General features: G+C 74.7%; 14 protein-coding genes. 9 read left to right on the top strand and 5 right to left on the bottom strand.

The window, feature by feature from the left end:
- Window positions 1-176 precede the first annotated feature (176 nt).
- From B5D66_RS07695 to B5D66_RS07680, 4 genes are read left to right on the top strand one after another with little or no spacing between them, the layout of a single operon-like run.
- Complete coding sequence (locus B5D66_RS07695) at window positions 177-1,349, top strand: LLM class flavin-dependent oxidoreductase (RefSeq protein WP_078760930.1); 1,173 nt, start codon at window positions 177-179, stop codon at window positions 1,347-1,349.
- 31 nt (window positions 1,350-1,380) lie between these two features.
- Entirely contained in the window at window positions 1,381-2,232 is an 852-nt protein-coding gene (locus B5D66_RS07690) for an ABC transporter permease (protein ID WP_078760929.1), read from the top strand.
- The gene (locus B5D66_RS07685) at window positions 2,205-2,972 is read left to right on the top strand and encodes an ABC transporter ATP-binding protein (protein WP_078760928.1); all 768 of its coding nucleotides are present in this window, start codon (window positions 2,205-2,207) and stop codon (window positions 2,970-2,972) included. The genes B5D66_RS07690 and B5D66_RS07685 overlap by 28 nt, the downstream gene beginning before the upstream one ends.
- Window positions 2,969-3,943 carry an ABC transporter substrate-binding protein gene (locus B5D66_RS07680; protein WP_078760927.1) on the top strand — a complete coding sequence of 325 codons (975 nt, stop codon included), beginning with the start codon at window positions 2,969-2,971 and terminating at the stop codon, window positions 3,941-3,943. Before B5D66_RS07685 ends, B5D66_RS07680 begins: the two co-directional genes overlap by 4 nt.
- Window positions 3,944-3,971: 28 nt before the next feature.
- Here the strand turns inward: B5D66_RS07680 and B5D66_RS07675 are convergent, their stop codons facing one another.
- Window positions 3,972-4,961 carry a threonine ammonia-lyase gene (locus B5D66_RS07675; protein WP_078760926.1) on the bottom strand — a complete coding sequence of 330 codons (990 nt, stop codon included), beginning with the start codon at window positions 4,959-4,961 and terminating at the stop codon, window positions 3,972-3,974.
- A gap of 82 nt (window positions 4,962-5,043) precedes the next feature.
- Between B5D66_RS07675 and B5D66_RS07670 the strand changes: the two genes are divergently transcribed.
- Together B5D66_RS07670 and B5D66_RS07665 are read left to right on the top strand one after the other, a co-directional pair.
- A complete protein-coding gene (locus B5D66_RS07670) occupies window positions 5,044-5,673 on the top strand; it encodes a flavin reductase family protein (RefSeq protein ID WP_078760925.1) in 630 nt (209 codons plus the stop codon).
- Window positions 5,674-5,683: 10 nt separating this feature from the next.
- The gene (locus B5D66_RS07665; protein ID WP_078760924.1) at window positions 5,684-6,688 is read left to right on the top strand and encodes a helix-turn-helix transcriptional regulator; all 1,005 of its coding nucleotides are present in this window, start codon (window positions 5,684-5,686) and stop codon (window positions 6,686-6,688) included.
- A 260-nt stretch (window positions 6,689-6,948) separates the two neighbouring features.
- On the opposite strand, the gene B5D66_RS07660 is transcribed toward B5D66_RS07665, so the two are convergent.
- The 3 genes from B5D66_RS07660 to B5D66_RS07650 all read right to left on the bottom strand — a co-directional run bounded on the left by B5D66_RS07660 (window position 6,949) and on the right by B5D66_RS07650 (window position 10,535).
- Window positions 6,949-8,853: a heavy metal translocating P-type ATPase gene (locus tag B5D66_RS07660; protein ID WP_078760923.1), complete on the bottom strand. Its 1,905-nt coding sequence runs from the start codon at window positions 8,851-8,853 to the stop codon at window positions 6,949-6,951.
- Window positions 8,850-9,278: an ArsR/SmtB family transcription factor gene (locus tag B5D66_RS07655; RefSeq protein ID WP_078760922.1), complete on the bottom strand. Its 429-nt coding sequence runs from the start codon at window positions 9,276-9,278 to the stop codon at window positions 8,850-8,852. Before B5D66_RS07655 ends, B5D66_RS07660 begins: the two co-directional genes overlap by 4 nt.
- Window positions 9,279-9,698: 420 nt before the next feature.
- Window positions 9,699-10,535: a DUF817 domain-containing protein gene (locus B5D66_RS07650; protein WP_235000838.1), complete on the bottom strand. Its 837-nt coding sequence runs from the start codon at window positions 10,533-10,535 to the stop codon at window positions 9,699-9,701.
- 99 nt (window positions 10,536-10,634) lie between these two features.
- Here B5D66_RS07650 and B5D66_RS07645 point away from each other — a divergent pair, with 99 nt between their 5' ends.
- Window positions 10,635-11,585: a MerR family transcriptional regulator gene (locus tag B5D66_RS07645; RefSeq protein ID WP_078760921.1), complete on the top strand. Its 951-nt coding sequence runs from the start codon at window positions 10,635-10,637 to the stop codon at window positions 11,583-11,585.
- A 166-nt stretch (window positions 11,586-11,751) separates the two neighbouring features.
- Here the strand turns inward: B5D66_RS07645 and B5D66_RS07640 are convergent, their stop codons facing one another.
- On the bottom strand, window positions 11,752-13,506 hold the full coding sequence (locus B5D66_RS07640; RefSeq protein WP_078760920.1) for a serine/threonine-protein kinase: 1,755 nt from the start codon (window positions 13,504-13,506) through the stop codon (window positions 11,752-11,754).
- A 248-nt stretch (window positions 13,507-13,754) separates the two neighbouring features.
- Here B5D66_RS07640 and B5D66_RS07635 point away from each other — a divergent pair, with 248 nt between their 5' ends.
- Together B5D66_RS07635 and B5D66_RS07630 are read left to right on the top strand one after the other, a co-directional pair.
- Window positions 13,755-14,222 (top strand): NUDIX domain-containing protein, encoded by a 468-nt coding sequence (locus B5D66_RS07635; RefSeq protein WP_078760919.1) that lies wholly within the window; start codon window positions 13,755-13,757, stop codon window positions 14,220-14,222.
- Window positions 14,223-14,701: 479 nt separating this feature from the next.
- Window positions 14,702-15,649: an aldo/keto reductase gene (locus B5D66_RS07630; protein WP_235000837.1), complete on the top strand. Its 948-nt coding sequence runs from the start codon at window positions 14,702-14,704 to the stop codon at window positions 15,647-15,649.
- Window positions 15,650-15,671 lie beyond the last annotated feature (22 nt).

Here is a 15,671-nt window from a genome sequence, read left to right as displayed (position 1 = left end):
GGGCCGGTGCGGGTGGCCGGGACGCCCACGCCACCTATTCCCTACTTTATTGGTTGACAAAGTTGGCTAACTGGATCACGCTGGTCCCGTGGCCACCGGCGCGGCCGCCCGCCCCGCGGCGCGGCCACACCGCCATGCGCCCGGGACCCTCCCCGGGCCGACCGGAAGGACCCCCTATGGCTGTGACGTTCCACTGGTTCCTGCCCACCAGCGGTGATGGCCGCGGCATCGTCGGCGGCGGGCACGGCGCCGAACAGAACACCGCGGACCGCACCCGCGAACCCACCCCCGCCTACCTGCTCCAGATCGCCCGCGCCGCCGAACAGCTCGGCTTCGAGGGGGTCCTCACCCCCACCGGGACGCAGTGCGAGGACGCCTGGCTGAGCACGGCGGCGCTGACCACCGCCACCGAACGGCTGAAGTTCCTCGTGGCCTTCCGCCCCGGACTGCTCTCCCCCACCCTCGCCGCGCAGATGGCCACCACCTTCCAGCGGATCAGCGGCGGCCGGCTCCTGCTCAACGTGGTCACCGGCGGGGAGTCGGCCGAACAACGGGCCCACGGCGACTTCCTCGACAAGGACGAGCGCTACGCGCGCACGGCGGAGTTCCTCCAGATCCTCACCCGGCTGTGGCGGGGCGAGACGGTCGACCTCGCCGGCCGCCACCTACGGGTCCAGGGCGCCCGCCTGCTCACCACGCCCACCCCGCCCCCGCCCCTGTACTTCGGCGGCTCCTCCCCCGCCGCGCTCGACGTCGCCGCCGGGCACGTCGACACCTACCTCACCTGGGGCGAACCCCCCGGCGCCGTCGCCGAGAAGATCGGCCGGGTCCGCGACCTGGCCGCGCGGCGGGGCCGCGCCCTGCGCTACGGCATCCGGCTGCACGTCATCACCCGCGACACCGCCGAGGAGGCGTGGGAGCAGGCCCACCGGCTCCTGGCGCGCCTGGACCCCGCCACCATCGCCCACGCCCAAAAGGGGCTGGCCGGCAGCGAGTCGGAGGGGCAGCGCCGGATGCGCGAACTCCACGGCGGGCGCACCGAGAACCTGGAGATCGCCCCCAACCTGTGGGCCGGGGTGGGCCTGGTGCGCGGCGGCGCCGGCACCGCGCTGGTGGGCAGCCACCGCGAGGTGGCCGACCGGATCGAGGAGTACCACCGGCTCGGCCTGGACGAGTTCATCCTGTCCGGTTACCCCCACCTGGAAGAGGCGTACTGGTTCGGCGAGGGCGTGCTCCCCCTCCTGGGCGAACGCGGCCTGTGGACCCACCCGGCCGGCGCGCCGGCCCGCCCCGCCGCGCGCCCGGCACCCCTGAGCCCGCCGCCCCTCCCCGCCACAGCGCGTGGTTGACCCCCACCGTCCCGTCTCCCCGGAGGTCCCCGTGAGCACGCCGGACACCGACGCGCCGCCCCGCACCCCCATCGCCGCGCCGCCCGCCGGCTCCCCCGCGCCCGCCCCCTCCCGCCGGCCCCGCCGGTCACGCTCCTGGCACCGCTGGGTCAGCCCCCTCGCCCTGCTCGCGCTGTGGCAGACGGGGGCGATGCTGGGCGTCATCCCCGAACGGCTGCTGCCCTCCCCCACCACCATCGCGGCCACCGCGACAGACCTGCTGGGCGACGGCACGCTGGGCGCCGCCATCGGCGTCTCCCTGCGCCGCGTCGTCGCCGGCTTCGCCATCGGCGCGGGCGCCGGCGTCGGACTGGCCCTGCTCGCCGGGTTGAGCCGCTGGGGCGAGAACCTGGTCGACCCCCCGTTGCAGATGCTGCGGACCCTGCCGATCTTCGGCCTCATCCCCCTGTTCATCCTGTGGTTCGGCATCGGCGAGACCCCCAAGGTCACGCTGATCGCCCTGGCCGTGGCCATCCCCCTCTACGTCAACACCCTGGCCGGCGTCCAGGGGGTGGACGCGAGGTTCGGCGAACTCGCCGCCGTGCTGCGGCTGCCGCGCGCCGGGGTGATCGGCCACGTGGTGGTCCCCGGCGCGCTGCCCGGCCTCCTGGTCGGCCTGCGCCTGGGCCTGGGGTCGGCGTGGCTGGCGCTGATCGTCGCCGAGCAGATCAACGCCGACGCCGGACTGGGCTTCATGATCAACAGCGCCCGCGAGTTCCTGCGCACCGACATCGTCGTGCTCGGACTCCTCGTCTACAGCCTGCTCGGCCTGCTCACCGACGCGTTCGTCCGCCTGCTCGAAAGGAGGGCGCTGGCATGGCGCCACGGACTGGCCCCGGCCTGACCCGACCCCCCGTCCCGCCCGTCGGGACGCCCCCGCCCGACGCCGCCCGGCTGCGGGCGGTGGGCCGCTCCTTCGCCGGGCGCGCCGTCCTCGACGCGGTCGACCTGGACATCGGCGCCGGGGAGTTCGTCGCCCTGCTCGGGCGCAGCGGCTCGGGCAAGTCCACCCTGCTGCGGGTGCTCGCCGGCCTGGACCAGGACTTCGACGGCGAGGTCACCGTGCCCGGGCCGACCATGGTCGCCTTCCAGGACCCGCGACTGCTGCCGTGGAAACGGGTGTGGGCCAACGTCGCGCTGGGGCTGGGTTCGGCCCGGCCGCGCGAGGACGCGCTCGCCGCGCTGGCCGAGGTGAGGCTGGCCGAACGGGCCGACGCCTGGCCGCTCACCCTGTCCGGCGGGGAGGCCCAGCGGGTCTCCCTGGCCCGCGCGCTGGTGCGCGAACCCGGACTGCTGCTCCTCGACGAACCGTTCGGCGCGCTGGACGCGCTGACCAGGATCACCATGCACGACCTGGTGCTGCGGCTGTGGCGGCGGCACCGTCCAGGGGTGCTGCTGGTCACCCACGACGTCGACGAGGCCCTGCTGCTCGCCGACCGCGTCCTCGTCCTCGCCGACGGGCGCATCGCCCACGACGTGGCCGTCGACCTGGACCGGCCACGGCCGCGCGAGGACGGCCGCCTCGCCGCGCTCCGCTCCCGACTCCTCACCGAACTCGGCGCCACCCGGACAGGACAACCATGACCCGCCCCCTCCTCGCCCTCGCCGTGACGACCGCCCTGCTGGTATCGGGCACCGCATGCTCCACCGGGGCGGCCACCACCACCGACCCCGACACGGTCACCCTGCTGGTCGGCGACCAGATCGCCGGAGCGCGCCCCCTGCTGGAGGCGGCCGGCGAACTGGACGACCTGCCCTATGCCATCGAGTGGTCGACCTTCACCTCCGGCCCGCCCCTCCTCGAAGCCGTGCACGCGGGGGCCGTGGACATCGGCCAGGTCGGCAACGCCCCGCCCGTCTTCGCCGCCGCGGCCGGATCCGACATCAGGATCGTGGCCGCCTTCGACAGCTCCCCCAAGGGCTCCTCGGTCCTGGTGCCCCCCGACAGCGCCATCACCGACCCCGCCGACCTTCGGGGGGCCACGGTCGCCGTGGCGCGGGGCAGCTCGGCCCACGCCCACCTGCTGGGCGTCCTCGACGGCGAGGGGATCGGCTTCGACGAACTGGAGGTCGAATACCTCCAGCCCGCCGACGCGCTCGCCGCCTTCTCCGAGGGGCGGGTGGACGCCTGGGCGGTGTGGGACCCCTACGTCGCCCAGGCCGAGTCCCTGGCCGGGGCACGGATCCTGGTCGACGCCGAGGGCTACAGCAACACCTACTCCTTCCAGGTGGCCAACGCCGCCGTGCTGGAGGACCCGGCCAAGGAGGCCGCGCTGGAGGACTACGTCGAACGCATCCACCGGGCCGTGCTGTGGAGCCGGGAGCACCCCGAGCGCTACGCCGAGGTGTGGTCACAGCACAGCGGGCTGCCCGTGGAGATCACCCGGGTCGCGGCGCAACGGCGCGCCGCGACCCCCCGCCCCGTCGACGACGCCCTCGTCGACAGCGAGCAGGCGCTCGCCGACGCCTTCGCCGAGGCCGGGGAGATCCCCTCGGCCCCCGACATCGCCGACGTCGCCGACGACAGGTTCAACCACCTGGTCCCCTCCGGCTGACCGGAGGCGACCGCGGCCGGCTCCACGGTCACGCGCGGCCGGACGCCCCTCCCTCGGCGTCCGGCCCGCCGCCCCCGTCCTCGGCGACCACCTCGGCCAGCAGGCCCGGGTCGACGTTGCCGCCGCTGACCACCGCGACCGTCCGGCCGGCGGGGGCGCGTCCCGACAGGTGGGCGGCCAGGGCGAGCGCCCCGCTGGGCTCGGCCACCAGGCGGGCCTGGCGCGCCAGCACCCCCATGGCCGCGCGGATCTCCTCCTCCGAGACCGTGACGACGCCCTCCAGCCGCTCCCTGAGGTGGGCGAACGTCAACTCCGACGGCCCCACCCGAACCCCGTCGGCGATGGTGCGCGCGGTGCGCTGGGGCGACCAGGTGACCAGGCGCCCCAGGGCCAGCCCCTCGGCCACGTCGGCGGCCAGCTCCGGCTCCACCCCGACGACCCGCGCCCGCGGGCACCGGGCCCGGACCGCCGTGGCCACCCCGGCCGCCAGTCCGCCGCCGCCCACCGGCACCAGGACCACCTCCACCTCGGGCAGGTCGGCCACGATCTCCAGGCCGACCGTGCCCTGACCGGCGATCACGTCGGGATGGTCGAACGGCGGGACCAGGGTCAGCCCCTCCTCGTCGGCGAGCGCCCGGGCCACGGCGGCCCGCTCGGCCGCGGGGACCGGGACGATCCGCGCCCCCGCCGCGCGCATCGCCTCGACCTTCACCCGCGGCGCCCCGTGGGGCACGACCACCGTGCAGCGCGCGCCCATCTCCCGGGCCGCGTGGGCCAGCGCCCGGCCGTGGTTGCCCGAGGAGTGGGTGACCACCCCGGCCGCGCGGGCGCGCGGGCTCAGCCGGGACAGGGCGTTGACCGCGCCCCGGATCTTGAACGCGCCCACCGGCTGGAGGTTCTCCGGCTTCAGCCACAGCCCGGCGCGGTCCCAGGGGCAGGGCAGCAGCGGGGTGCGCACGATATGGCCGGCGACGCGCTCGGCCGCGGCGGTGACGTCATCGATCCCGATCAGCTCCACGCCCGCCAGTATCCCCCGCCGTCCCGGGCCGCCCAAGGGCCGGGACCGTCGCGGCGCGGGGAACCCCTAGGGTGGGAGGGCGATGCGTACCAACCTCGACCCCGATGATCTCGGCGACCGCCGCTTCTACCGGTTCCTCACCGCGGTGGTGGTGCCCCGGCCCATCGCCTGGGTCTCCACGACCTCGCCCGACGGCGTCGACAACCTCGCGCCGCACTCGTTCTTCAACGTCGCGTGCGCCCGGCCGCCGATCGTGCAGTTCTCCTCGGTGGGGCGCAAGGACACCCTGCGCAACGTCGAGGCGAGCGGGGAGTTCGTCGTCAACCTCGCCCCCGAACCGCTGCGGCGCGAGGTCAACGCGACGGCCACGGACTTTCCTCCCGAGATAGGGGAGTTCGACGCGGTCGGCCTGGAACGCGCCGCCAGCGCCGTGGTCGCGCCGCCCCGGGTCGCGGGCTCCCCCGTGGCGCTGGAGTGCCGGCTGCACTCGACGCTGCGGTTGGGCGACTCCACGGTGGTGTTCGGGCGGGTCGTGCACGCCTCGATCGACTCCGACATGTTCGTCGACGGGCACCCCGAGATCACCCGGCTACGCCCGCTGTCCCGGCTGGGCGGGGACGAGTGGGGCACCGTCGGCGAGGTCGACGAGCTCCACCGGATCCGCTACGCCGACTGGGACGGCGCCTTCGGCGCCGGCCGGACCTCCCGGTGAGGGCGGCGCGATGCGCGCGGACCGGCTGCTCTCCCTGATCCTGCTGTTGCAGAACCGCGGTCGCATGACCGCCGCCCAGCTCGCCGCCGAACTGGAGGTGTCGGAGCGGACGATCTACCGCGACGTCGAATCGCTGAACGCCGCGGGGATCCCCGTCTACGCCGACCGGGGCTCCGGCGGTGGTTACCGCCTCCTCGACGGCTACCGCACCCGGCTGACGGGGCTGACCGCGGCCGAGGCCGACTCGCTGTTCCTCACCGGCCTGCCCGAGGCAGCCGCCCAGCTGGGGCTGGGCGCCGAGATGGCCGCGGCGAGCCTGAAGCTGGCGGCGGCCCTCCCGGAGGGACTGCGCGAACGGGCCGAACGGGTGCGCAGCAGGTTCCACCTGGACGCGCCGGGCTGGTTCCGCGCCCCCGAGGCGGCCCCGCACCTGTCCTCGCTGGCCGACGCGGTGTGGCGGGGGCGCCGTGTCCGGCTGCGCTACCGCCGCTGGCGCGGCGAGCCCGCCGAGCACCTGCTCGACCCGCTCGGCCTGGTCCTCAAGGGCGGCGTGTGGTATCTGGTCGCCCGCCGGCATCCGATCCGCCCTGACGGCTCCCCCCTCACCTTCCGGGTCAGCCGCGTCGACGAGCTCACCGTCACCGAGGAGCCCGCGCCGTGGCCGGCCGGCTTCGACCTGTCCCGCTACTGGGCGACGTGGTGCCGGGAGTTCGAGGTCGGCCGGTACTCGCTGCGCGCCCGGGTCCGGCTCACCGAACGGGGCTGTGAGCTGGTGCGCCTGCTGTCCTCCGCCATCACCGCCGCCGCCGTCGAGGACTTCGGTCCGCCCGGCCCCGACGGACGCCGCGAGGGCGTTTTGCCGTTGGAGGGGGTGGAGGAGGCCGTGACCGAGCTCGCCGGCTACGGCCCCGACATCGAGGTGCTGGACCCGCCCGAGCTACGCGAGGCGCTGGCCGCGCACCTGCGCGCCGCGCTGGACCACTACACCCCGGCGCCGGAGGGGACCCGGCGCTGAACGTCTCGCACCGGCCCCCCTCCCGGGGGCGGTGAGGTCCCCCTCGACGGGCGGCTCCCCGGCCGTTCCGGCGCTCGTCCCCGCACCGTCCCGAGACGGCGGCCAGAGGATGATCGGCTCGGGGCAACGCCCCCGGCGGGGTCTACGGCGCGGTCGCGCACCGTCTCACCCGGCCTCCCCCGGCCCGGCCGAACCCCGGAGAAGGCGCTGCGCCCCCGCCGACCGATCCGGCGACCGGCGGCCCCGGACGGCCCCCGGCCTCACCCCGACTGCCACGCGGAGCGGCGCAGCAGGCGCGCGCCGTTGAGCGCGACCAGGACGGTGGAGCCCTCGTGCCCTGCCACGGCCAGCGCCAACGGCAGGGTGGCGACCAGGTCCCAGGTGACGAGCACCGCGATGACGCTCGCCGCGATGACCAGGTTGGCGATCACGTACCGGCGGGCCCTGCGCGACAGCCGCACCAGGTTGGCCACCGCGCCCAGTTCGTCGCGCACAATGACGACGTCGGCGGTGTCCAGCGCCAGGTCCGACCCCCGGCGCCCCATCGCCACGCCCGTGGAGGCCGCGGCCAGGGCGGGGGCGTCGTTGACACCGTCACCGACGAGCAGGACCCGTTCCCCTCGCGATTGCAGGTCCTCGACGACGGCGACCTTGTCCTGGGGCATCAGGCGGGAGCGCACCGATGTGACGCCGGTGCGCTCGGCGACCGCCGCCGCGGCGGAGGCGTGGTCGCCGGTCAACAGCATCGCCGGGGCCGTGGTGAGGCCGGCCACGGCCTGGACCGCCGCGCGGGCGTCGGGGCGCAGGCGGTCCACGAGGGTGACCGTGCCGACCGGTTCCCCCTCGCGCCGGACCTCGACGACGGTACCGGTGGTGGCCGAGGCGGCGTCGGCGCGCTCGACGGTGACGGCGCGGCCCCCGACCCGGCCGGTGACCCCGCGGCCGGGCAGGGCCCGGAAGTCGACGGCCTCGGGCACGGCCAGGTCGCGTTCGGCGGCGGCGCGCGCGATCGCCCGGCCCAAGGGGTGCTCGCTGTAGCGTTCCACCGCCGCGGCCAGGGCGAGCACCTCGTCCTCGGTGTGCCCTGCCGCGGCCCCGACCTCGGTGACCTCGGGCGCGCCCTCGGTGAGGGTCCCGGTCTTGTCGAAGGCGACGACCGTGGTACGCCCGACGGTCTCCATGACCGTCGCCGACTTGACCAGGACGCCGTGGCGGCCGGCGTTGGCGATGGAGGCCAGCAGCGGCGGCATGGTCGACAGCACGACCGCGCACGGGGAGGCGACGATCATGAACACGATCGCGCGCGTCAGGGCCTGCTCGAAGGCGTGGCCGAGGAACAGCATCGGCACGGCCAGCACCAGCAGGGTGGCGACGACCACGCCGAAGGAGTAGGCCTGTTCGATCCTCTCGATGAACAGCTGCGTCCTGGCCTTGGTCCCCGACGCCTCCTCGACCAGGGCGACGATGCGCGCGATCACCGACGCGCCGGCCTCCCGGGTGATCCGCACGGTCAGGGTGCCGGTGCCGTTGACGGTGCCGGAGAGCACCTCGTCGCCCACCCCGCGCACCACGGGCACCGATTCGCCGGTGATGGCCTGCTGGTCGACCTCGCTGATGCCCTCGACGACGGTGCCGTCGCCGCCGATGCGCTCGCCGGGGCGGACGAGGATGCGCTGCCCGGGCGTCAGGTCGCGGCTGGCAACGGTGGCGGTGGTGCCGTCCTCACGCAGGAGGGTGGCCTGTTCGGGGGCCAGGTTCAGCAGGGAGTCCACCGAGTCGGCGGTGCGCTGGGTGACGACGGCCTCCAGTGCGCCGGAGGTCGCGAAGATGACGATGAGCAGGGCCCCGTCGAAGACCTGCCCGATCGAGGCCGCGGCGATCGCGGCGACGATCATCAGCAGGTCGACGTCCAAAGTCCTGTCCCGCAGCGCGCGCAGGCCGGCCAGGGCCGGTTCCCAGCCTCCCGTGGCGTAGCAGGCGAGGTAGGCGGCCCACCACAGCGGCGCCGGGGCCGCGGCCAGCTGCATCCCCCATCCCAGCAGGAACAGGAGCAGGGCGGCGGCAGCCCAGCGCACCTCCGGCAGCCGCACGCCGGTGGCGAGGATCGACGGAGGGCGGGCCAGGGCCCGGTCCCGCGGGGCGGGCGGCACCCGCGTCTGGGTCACGCCTTCCCCTCGGGGGTGTCATCGCCGGTGCTGGCGGGGCAGGAGGCCGGAGCGTCCTGGCCCGGTCGCATGGACACGCCGGCCCGGTGGTGGGCCGGGGTCTCCTCCAGGGCGTGTTCGGCCTGGAAGACCGCCTGGGCCACCAGTTCGCGGACGTGCTCGTCCCGGAGGCTGTAGAAGACGCGGGTGCCGTCCTGGCGGGTGGCCACCACCCGTCCCCAACGCAGTTTCGCCAGGTGCTGGGAGACGGTGGTCGGCGACTTGCCCACGGCCTCGGCCAGCTCGTTGACCGAGCGCTCCCCCTCGCGCAGGGCGAGGATGATCCTGATCCTGGTGGCGTCGGCCAGCAGACGGAACACCTCGGCGGCCAGGTCCACGTAAGGGCTCTCCGGACCGAAGCTGCAAACCTTATTACCTTCACGCATACGAAGATAATAAGGCTCTATGGGAGTGCGCCGTCCCGCCGCCCCTGCCTGCCCCGGACCTCGTGCGCGCGGAGGCGGGACTGCGGGCCGGCCCCGCCGACGCAGCGCCGCCCCCGCCCCTCACCCACTGTCGGCGGGCCTCCGCCCTTCCCCGCCGCGCCCGTCTTCCCCGACCGGCGCCCTCCTCCGCCCGGCCGAGGCAACCACACACGCCCCCGCCGCCCCCGCCGAGCAGACCGCCCCCTAGGGGCGCGTGTGAACGAACCCGCCCACGGCGGGGAGGCGGCCCGGACGGGCAGTGCTCTCGGCGGGCATCGGCCGCCACCTGGCGGCCGGGGGGGACTCAAGACGCCGTGGGACGCACGCCCCCGGCCTCCCGCGCCCCGTCCTCAGGAACGGGGGAGCGCCCGGCCCCGCCTGTCACGCCGGGGCCTGCCTCGCGGTACCGTCGGGCCGCTTCCAGCAGACGACCAGGACGAACGACACCGTGACCAGCAGCGCCCACGCCCCGGCCTTGGCCGGGTGCACCATCGTCCAGGACTGGAGCTGGTCGGGGTAGCTCCAGGCGCCGAGCAGCGTCGCGACGTTCTCCGCCACCCACAGGAAGAACCCGATCAGCGCGAAGGAGACCGCCAACGGCATGCGATGGCGGCGCTCCGCGACGCGGAACCCCACCCACGACCCCCACGTCACGACGACCACCGCGACCGCCAGCACCACGCGCGCGTCCGGCAGCCAATGGTGGGTGAGGAAGTTGACGTAGATCGCGGCGGCCACCAGCGCGGTGGCCCACGGCCGGTAGCCCTCCAGCCTCAGATCCAGCAGCTTCCAGGCGCGCACCACATAGCTGCCCACCGCGGCGTAGAGGAAGCCGCTGTACAGGGGGACCCCGGCGATCTTGGTGAGGGCCGGCTCGGGGTAGGACCACGAGCCCATGTGGACCTTGAACAGCTCGAACACCAACCCCACGACGTGGAAGCCGAGGATGGCCGCGATCTCGCGGCCGCTCTCCAGCCGCAGCCACCAGAACACCGCCGTCACCGCCACCGCGTACAGCAGCATCGCGTCGTAGCGGGCCAGGGGCAGCGGCAGCAGGGACGACAACGCCAGCCCCACGAACAGGCACACCGCGAACGCGCACGCCCACGCCTGCGCCCAGCCGAACCGCAGCAGCCAGGCCGCGACCCGCCACAACGGGCCTCTCCGCGCCTCCATCCAGCGCACCGGCCTCTCCAGCGCCGCCGGCATGCTCTCCATCCGGCCCTCCCCTCTCGGTGGGTCCACGCACCCTAACCGGGACCGCGGACGGAGGAACCGGGTTGACCCTCCAGCCACTGGAGACTCCAGACTCCAGACATGGAAGAACGCCACGGCCTGTCCACCATCGGCCAGCTGTCGCGCAGCACCGGCCTACCGGTCAAGACGATCCGGTACTACGCCGACACCGGCATCGTCCCACCCACCACACGCACCACCTCCGGCTACCGGCTCTACAACACCGAGGCCGCCGCCCGGCTGGAGCTGGTACGGACGCTGCGTGACCTCGGCATCGACCTGGCGACGATCCGCCGCGTCCTGGCCCACGAGGCCGACCTCGGCGGAGTGGCCGCGGCGCACGCCGACGCGCTGGACGCCCAGATCCGCCTGCTGCGGCTGCGCCGGGCGGTTCTGCGCACCGTGGCTCACCGCACCCCATCGGAAAAGGACATCACCCTCATGAACCGACTGGCCAGACTCTCCGCGGAGGAACGGCGCAGGATCATCGACGACTACCACGACGCCGTGTTCGGCGGGCTGGAACTGGACGAGGAGTTCGTGGCCCGCATGCGCTCGGTGCAGGTCGACCTTCCCGACGACCCCACCCCCGAGCAGATCGACGCCTGGGTGGAACTGGCCGAACTGGTCCGCGACCCCGACTACCTCGCGCGGGTCCGGGAAATGGCCCGGGCGCAGGAACGCGCCCTGGCCGCGGGCGAGCCGCTCGCCCCCGGGCGGGCCGAGCAGGAGGCGGCCGAGCTCGTCGTGGCGAGGTCACGGCCGGCGGTGGAGGCCGGGATCGACCCGGCGAGCCCGGCCGGCCAGCAGATCGTCGCCGAGGTGGCGCCGGCGATCGCCCGCCTGTACGACCAGGCCGACACCCCTCGGTGGCGCGCCGAACTCGCCGACCGTTTCGCCATGGGCGCCGACACCCGCGTCGAGCGGTACTGGATCCTCCTGGGCATCGTCAACGGCCACCCCCCGATGGAGCCGACCGTGCCCGCCTGGGAGTGGTTCATCGCGGCGCTGCGCGCGGGGGCGCGGGACTGACCACGGGAGCGCCACCGCGCGGCGGGTGCGGCCACGCGCCGGGCGAAAGCCCGCCCGCACCGAGCGGCGGTGGTGCTCCCCAGGGCGTCCCCGGCCCCGCGTAGCGGCGGAGACGCCGGACGGCCCCGTTCCGAGGAACGGGGCCGTCCGAGTCGTACCGGTGGGCTCAGCCGAAGAAACCGAAGTACCACAACGCGCCGTTGGTGCCGGCGATGGCCGCCACCGCCAGCATGACGCCGGTGACGAACCCGGTCCGCAACGACCGGGCCAGGTACTCCAGCGACACCACGTTGTTGAGCAGGAAATAGCCCAGGTAGAGGGCCTGGAGGAAGCCGTCCCAGGTGAGGATGCCCGAGTAGTACCACGGCGCGCCCCAGTAGGCGTCCGACGCGGTGAACCACTGCCAGGCGTGCGAGACGCCCCAGCCCAGCGGGATCTGGATCAGCGGGATGATCAGCAGGGGGATGAGCCGGGCGAAGCTCCACAGGCCGGGCTGCTCGGCGGTCCGGGCGTTCATCTCGGCCCGGCGCGCGGCCTCGCGTTCGGCGCGGAGCCGTTCGCGGTGGGCCTGCTCGGCCTCGGCGCGACGGCGGCGCTCCTCCTGGCGGGCGAGCTCGCGCCGCCGTTCCTCCTCCTCGCGTTGGCGCTCGCGCTCCTCCTCCTGGCGGAGACGGTGCTGTTCGCGCCGGTAGGCCTCCTCGCGCTCGCGCCGCCTGCGTTCCTCGTCGGCGCGCGAGCCGCGGTACAGGTCGGCGTAGGCGGACTCGTCCCCCGCGGTGCCGGGGCTGCCGTGGCGGCCGGTCGGGGGCATCGCCGCGGTGGGCGGGGTGGGGGGAGCCAGGGGGCCGCTGTCGGCGTAGACCGAGGTCGAGGGGTATCCGGCGGTACGGCCGGACTCGACGCCCATGACCGAGGTGGCGTCCTGCCCGGCCGTGCGCCCGTTCCGGTCGTCGAGGAACGCGGTCGGCGGGGTGGTGCCGGGCCCGGTGGGCGCCGCGCCGCCGAGCACCGCGGTCGCCCCGTCGGCCGGGTCGGCGGCGGAGGCCCCGCTGAGGGCGGCGTTGACCTTGGCGACCTGTTCCTGGACGCCGCGCTGGAAGACCGGCGGAAGCCAGGAGGTGCCGGCCGGAACATCGCCGAGCGCGTCGAGCACGTCGCCGGGGCCGGGCCGGTACCGCTCGTCCTTGGCCAGGCAGGCGCCGACCAGACGCCGCAGCGACGGCGGCACCGCCGACAGGTCGGGGTCGTGCTGGAGGATGCGCATGACCATGGTCGGCATCGACCCCTCGCCGAACGGCCCGACGCCGCCGGCGGCGTAGACCAGGACGGCCCCGTAGGCGAACATGTCGCTCCTGGGGGTCAACGGCATGCCCTGGATCTGTTCGGGGGACATGAATCCGGGGGTGCCGATGACCGACTGGGTGGCGGCGGTCCCCTCGGTGGCGCGGGCGATGCCGAAGTCGATGACGCGCGGACCGTCCTCGGCGAGCAGGACGTTGCCGGGCTTGAGGTCGCGGTGGATCAGCCCCACCCGGTGGATCTCGCTGAGGGCCTCGGCCAGGCCGGCCGCGAGCACCCGCAGCGTGGCCTCGGGCAGCGGTCCCAGGGAGCGGACCGCCTCGTCCAAGGGCAGGGAGGGGACGTAGGAGGTGACCAGCCAGGGCACCTCCCCCTCGGGGTCGGCGTCGATGACCGGCGCCGTGAAGGCGCCGCTGACCTGTCGGGCCGCCGAAACCTCGCGGGCGAACCGCTGCCGGAACGACGTGTCGGTGGCCAGGTGGGGGTGGATCCGCTTGACCGCGACCGCCCGTCCTCCCACGGACCGGCCGAAGAACACCTGACCCATACCTCCGGCGCCCAGCCGTCCGATCAGCCGGTACCGGCCGATCCGTTCGGGGTCGCCGCTCTCCAGTGGGCCCACGCCTCAACCTCCGCCTTCCGCCGTGTCGTGAACCCTTGAGATCGTAACGAAGACGCGGGGGCGGCTGACCGAAAACATCGGTGGATTCGGGGGTGTGGGCGGGGTTACGGTCCTTGGCGCGGGTTGTTCCTGGTCGCGTGTGGTGCCCTTCGAGGAGGCCGGAATGCCATATTTCTCATCCTTTACGTCGTAGATCCCGAAGTTCCGTCCGCGCCCCACCAGCGGAGGAGATCGGCTACCCTGCCCCCATGCCGCTACAGCTCCCCCCGGAGCAATGGTTCGCCTCCCTGCCCACGGCCTACCTCTCCGCCTCCGCCCTGATCACCGACGTCTCCGGCGACGTGCTGATCGTCGACCCGAACTACCGCGAGCACTGGACGCTGCCCGGCGGGGTCGTCGAGCACGGCGAACCGCCCCACCTGGCGTGCGAACGCGAGGTGGTCGAGGAGACCGGCCTGCGGGTGACCGCGGGAGCGCTGCTGGCCTGCCACTGGAGCCCGCCCCACGGCGACCGGCCCCGCCCCTTCCTGTCCCTGGTCTTCGACTGCGGCGCGCTGGCCCCCGGCACCGCCATCACGTTGCAGGAGGAGGAGCTGGACGGCTACGCCTTCGTCCCCCCGCGGCGGGCGGTCGACATGGTCCACCCGCTCATCGCCCCCCGGCTCGCGGCGGCCCTGCGCGGACGCGAGAGCGGCACCGCGGTCTACGCCGGCTGACCCGGCCCACGCGGATCGCCTGTCTCTCCGTGGCCGAGCGCCTCATCCGACCGCGCAGGCGTCGGAGCCGCTTCCTCCGCCACCTCGGCCTCCTTGGACGCATGAACCTGGCCCGCTTCGTCATCGGCGCCCCTGCCGGTGGACGGCGGCCGAGCCGCGGCCCGCGCCGTCTCGGCGCCGCCCCTGAGCCGGAACGGCCTCGGGAAGGCCGACGCGGGACACCGCGGCGACCGCGCGCACGCAAGGCCGCGACCGGCACGCGGCGGGGACCGGGAGGAGCCCCGCTCCCACCCCAGGCCCCGACGTGTTCCACCACCGGACTCCCCGGGGCGTCGCAGCGGAAACGGCCGCGGAATCCCAGACGACGCGCCCGCTGTGAAGACGTGGCGGCGGGGAGGCGCGGGCTAGGGTCGGAACCGGTCACACAGCGCGCCACGCGCCGGCCACGGCCCCGTCGTCATCCGTGGAAAGAAGAAGACGTGAAGCAGCCGGCAGGCTCCGACCTGCGCGTCCACCCCCTGGTCCTGGGCGGCAACGTCTTCGGCTGGACCAGCGACGTCGCCACCTCACACCGGATCCTGGACGCCTTCGTGGAGGGCGGCGGCACGCTCGTCGACACCGCCGACTCCTACTCCGTCTGGGCCCCCGGCCACAGCGGCGGCGAGTCCGAGGAGGTCATCGGCGCGTGGCTGGCGCGCAGGGGTTCGCGCGACGTCGCCATCGCCACCAAGGTCGGCCAGCACCCTCAGTTCCGGGGGCTCGGTGCCGACAACGTCGTCGCCGCGGCGGAGGCCTCCCTCACCCGTCTGGGCATGGAGGCCATCGACCTCTACTACGCCCACATCGACGACGAGGACACCCCGCTGGAGGAGACCGTCGGGGCGTTCGACCGCCTGGTGCGCGAGGGCAAGGTCCGCCACATGGGCCTGTCCGACTTCCGGGCCGAGCGGGTGGACGCCTGGGTGGAGACCGCGGCGCGGCTCGGCGCCGCCCCGCCGGTGGCGTTGCAGCCCGAGTACAGCCTGGTGCGTCGTGACGTCTACGAACCCGACCTGCTGGCGGCGGCCGGCCGGCACGGCCTGAGGGTGATGCCCTACTTCGCCCTCGCCTCGGGGTTCCTGACCGGCAAGTACCGCACCGAGGAGGACCTGGCCACGGCGCCGCGCGGCCCCATGGCCAAGAGATACCTCACCTCCGCGGGGCTGCGGGTGGTGGACGTGCTCGCCGACGTCGCCGAGGCGCACTCCACCCAGATCGCCACGATCGCCCTGGCCTGGGTCCTGGCCCGTCCGCACGTCAGTGCCGTGCCGGCCGGCGCGAGCCGCCCCGGCCAGCTTCCCGCCCTCCTGGAGGCCGCGCGGGTGCGGCTCACCGAGGAGGAGATGGACGCCCTCACCCGCGCCTCCGAGGCGGTCTCAAGGCGCTGACCGGGGTCCGCGCACCGACCCG

Source organism: Marinactinospora thermotolerans DSM 45154, assembly GCF_900167435.1.
GTDB classification, from domain to species: domain Bacteria; phylum Actinomycetota; class Actinomycetes; order Streptosporangiales; family Streptosporangiaceae; genus Marinactinospora; species Marinactinospora thermotolerans.
The sequence above is the reverse complement of the archived record's forward strand: the minus strand, read 5'-3'. Positions and strand labels throughout refer to the sequence as shown.